At 60.6% G+C, this 3,124-nt stretch carries 3 protein-coding genes; all 3 read right to left on the reverse strand.

Going from position 1 to position 3,124, the window contains the following annotated elements:
• Positions 1-33: 33 nt before the first annotated feature.
• On the reverse strand, positions 34-1,629 hold the full coding sequence (gene livM / locus ACXJ7R_RS28665; protein ID WP_457154768.1) for a high-affinity branched-chain amino acid ABC transporter permease LivM: 1,596 nt from the start codon (positions 1,627-1,629) through the stop codon (positions 34-36).
• Between the two features lie 4 nt (positions 1,630-1,633).
• Positions 1,634-2,536: a branched-chain amino acid ABC transporter permease gene (locus ACXJ7R_RS28670; RefSeq protein WP_095084211.1), complete on the reverse strand. Its 903-nt coding sequence runs from the start codon at positions 2,534-2,536 to the stop codon at positions 1,634-1,636.
• Between the two features lie 447 nt (positions 2,537-2,983).
• A partial coding sequence (locus ACXJ7R_RS28675; RefSeq protein ID WP_457154769.1) for an ectoine synthase occupies positions 2,984-3,124 on the reverse strand: 141 nt, incomplete at its 5' end.

The following is a 3,124-nucleotide window of genomic DNA, read 5'->3' on the forward strand; positions in this document are numbered from 1 at the left end:
GGATGGCTTCGTTCATGGGTGTGCTCGCATTCATCAGCCGTGGCCCTCCTTGGTGAAGGAACTGGAGACAGCCCTTCGCTCCTTGAGGAAGGCGGTCGGTTCGCGACTGCCGACGAAGCCGCGCGGCTTCCACAGCATGACGATGACCATGGCCATGCCGAACAGAAGCATGCGGTAGAGTTCGGGGGTGAAGTCCGGCCCGAATATCTGCTTGAGGAAGTCGAGTTCGCGCAGCGCCTCGGTGCCGCCGATCATCACCATTGCGGCAACCGCTATGCCGACCAGCGAGCCCATGCCGCCGAGCACGACGATGGCCAGGATGATGGCCGATTCCAGGAAGACGAAGGATTCCGGGCTGACGAAGCCTTGCCGCGCGGCGAAGAACGAGCCGGCGAAGCCGCCGAACATGGCCCCAGTGGCAAAGGCCGTAAGCTTGGTCGTCGTCGTGTTGATGCCCAGAGACCGGCAGGCGATCTCGTCCTCCCGCAGCGCTTCCCAGGCACGGCCGACCGGAAGGCGGCGCAGCCTGATGGTGACGAAGGCGGTGAGCAGGCACAGGCCCAGGATCAGATAATAAAGGAAGATCTTATAGTAGGCGCCTGACTGAGCGATGTGCAGCACCTTGGCTATGTAGTTCGAATCCGACACGTTGAACGACATCAGGCCGAAGAAGCTGACCTTGGGAATGCCGGAAATGCCGGCCGACCCGTTGGTGACCTCGCGCCAGTTGATCAGCACCAGGCGGATGATCTCGCCGAAGGCCAGCGTCACGATAGCCAGATAGTCGCCACGCAGGCGCAGCACCGGGAAGCCGAGCAGCACGCCCCAGAGGGCGGCCATGGCGCCAGCGGCTGGCAGCAGGATCCAGAACGACAGGCCGTATTCGGTGGCGAGCAGCGCATACGCATAGGCGCCAAGTGCATAAAAGGCGACGTAGCCGAGGTCGAGCAGGCCGGCGAGGCCAACAACGATGTTCAGGCCCCAGGCCAGCATCACATAGATCAGGATCTGGATGCCGAAATTGTCGACCCATTTCAGCGAGCCCTGCAGCCCTCCGACAATCGACCACGCGTTCAGCGACAAAACCGTGACCACGAGGATCGGGTACAGCACAAGCGCGGCAATGCCGAGCTTGGTGAAGTTGGCGTGGATGAAGGCCCTGAAATAGTAGATCACGCTGGCCAGCACATAGATGATCGCCAGGGCGCGCAGGAATTGCAGATAGCCGGCCGGTTCTGCTCCGACCCATCCGGCGAGCGAGTTGTTAAAAACGAACAGCAGCACCGCCGCGATGACGGCCGCGATGAACCACGGCACCTGGAAGAATCGAGACGCCACGCTGCCCGGCAACAGGCCGGTGGCAACGTCGGCGATCTTCTGGTTGGCCATGAAGGGCTGGCCATAGGCGACATAGAGGAAGCGTCCGACAGCCGTGGCGACCACCACGCCGGCAAGCAAACCCCAGCGCGTGGTGACGACCAGTTCATTGGAGATGTTCTGGCCGGTCTTCAGGCCAATGAACAGCACGAACAGGCCGAGCGAAATGGCGCCGGCATAGAAGCCTTCCTTAAGGCCGCGTTGGACAGGGCTGGCGACGACGTCGCTTTCCGGAGATACGGTAACCGCCATGATCTCAGACCTTTTCGACTTCTGGCCGGCCCAGAATGCCGGAAGGCAGGAAGATCAGCACGATCGCCAGGATCGAGAACGCGGCGACGTCCTTGTAGTCGATCGAGAAATACGCCGACCACATGCTTTCGATGAAGCCGATCATTAGCCCGCCGAGCACCGCGCCCGGCAGCGAACCGATGCCGCCCAGCACCGCCGCCGTGAACGCTTTGACACCCGGCGTGAAGCCGTCCGAGAAGGCAATGACGCCGTAATACATCAGGAACAAGGTGCCAGCGACTGCGGCGAGCGCCGCACCCATGATGAAGGTGATCGAGATCGTGCGGTCGACGTCGATGCCGAGCAGTGCGGCCATCTTGCGGTCCTGCTCGCACGCTCTTTGCGCTCGACCCAGTGATGTCCTGTTGACCAGGTACCAGAACAGCGCCAGGAGCGCCGCCGTGACGAGCACGATGATGATCTGCTTCAGCGACACGCTGATGCCGTTGATGTTATAGACCTGGCTGACCATCGGCGGGATTGGCTTGTTGCGCGGCCCTTGCGTCACCTGGACGAAGTTCGACAGCGCGATCGACATGCCGATCGCGGTGATCAGCGGCGCCAGCCGGAACGAACCGCGCAGCGGCCGGTAGGCCACCTTCTCGATCGTCCAGTTGTAGAGGCTGGTGAGCAGCATCGCCACGATCATCATGACCAGCAGCGCGATGACGACGGGCACCGAATAGAACAGTGCACCGAGGACGAGGAAGACGATCAGCGCCGTGAAGGCGCCCACCATGAAGATGTCGCCATGGGCGAAGTTGATCATGCCGATGATGCCGTAGACCATCGTGTAGCCGATCGCGATCAGCCCATAGATCGATCCCAGCGTCAGCCCGTTGATAAGCTGCTGGACAAAGTACTGCATGTGTACGTGGCTCCCCTGGAATGTCGCCCATGCAGACGCATTCCTTTTCGTATTTCCCCTAGTCGTAAAGTTTCGAGCCCGGATTGCAACGTCATTTTTCAACCGTCATGCGTGTTTTGCCGGCACGCCGTTCGATTGCCCGTTTTTCCCATCCGGCCCCTTGGACTATCGCGGACCCTACCATTGGCATAACGCAATGTCTTTGACGATTCGACCGCATCATGCGCCCCATTTCGAAGAAATCACCGTCAAAACTAGGTGATGAGAGGAATCGTTGCGTTCCTGACACGATCCGTTTTTCGTTCCGTTGCTTTCCCCTGGGTCAGGATTCCCCTTAGCTGACCACAAAACTATGCGCGAACCGGATCGTGGTCGTCGATGAAGCTGGTGTTGATCCGGCCGTCGGCGACCGGCCGCCGATCGATGCAACGATGGGCGCCTCGGGACTCAGTAGGCGGATCCGCCATTCTCGCTCAGGACATGCCGTTCGGTGCCATCAAGCGGAGGATTGAAGACGCTGACCAGGATCATGTCGCCGGCGGCGTCGGCACGCAGATAATGATCGTCATGTTCGTCGAGCACATAGAT

The sequence above is a fragment of the Mesorhizobium sp. P5_C1 genome (genome assembly GCF_054049815.1).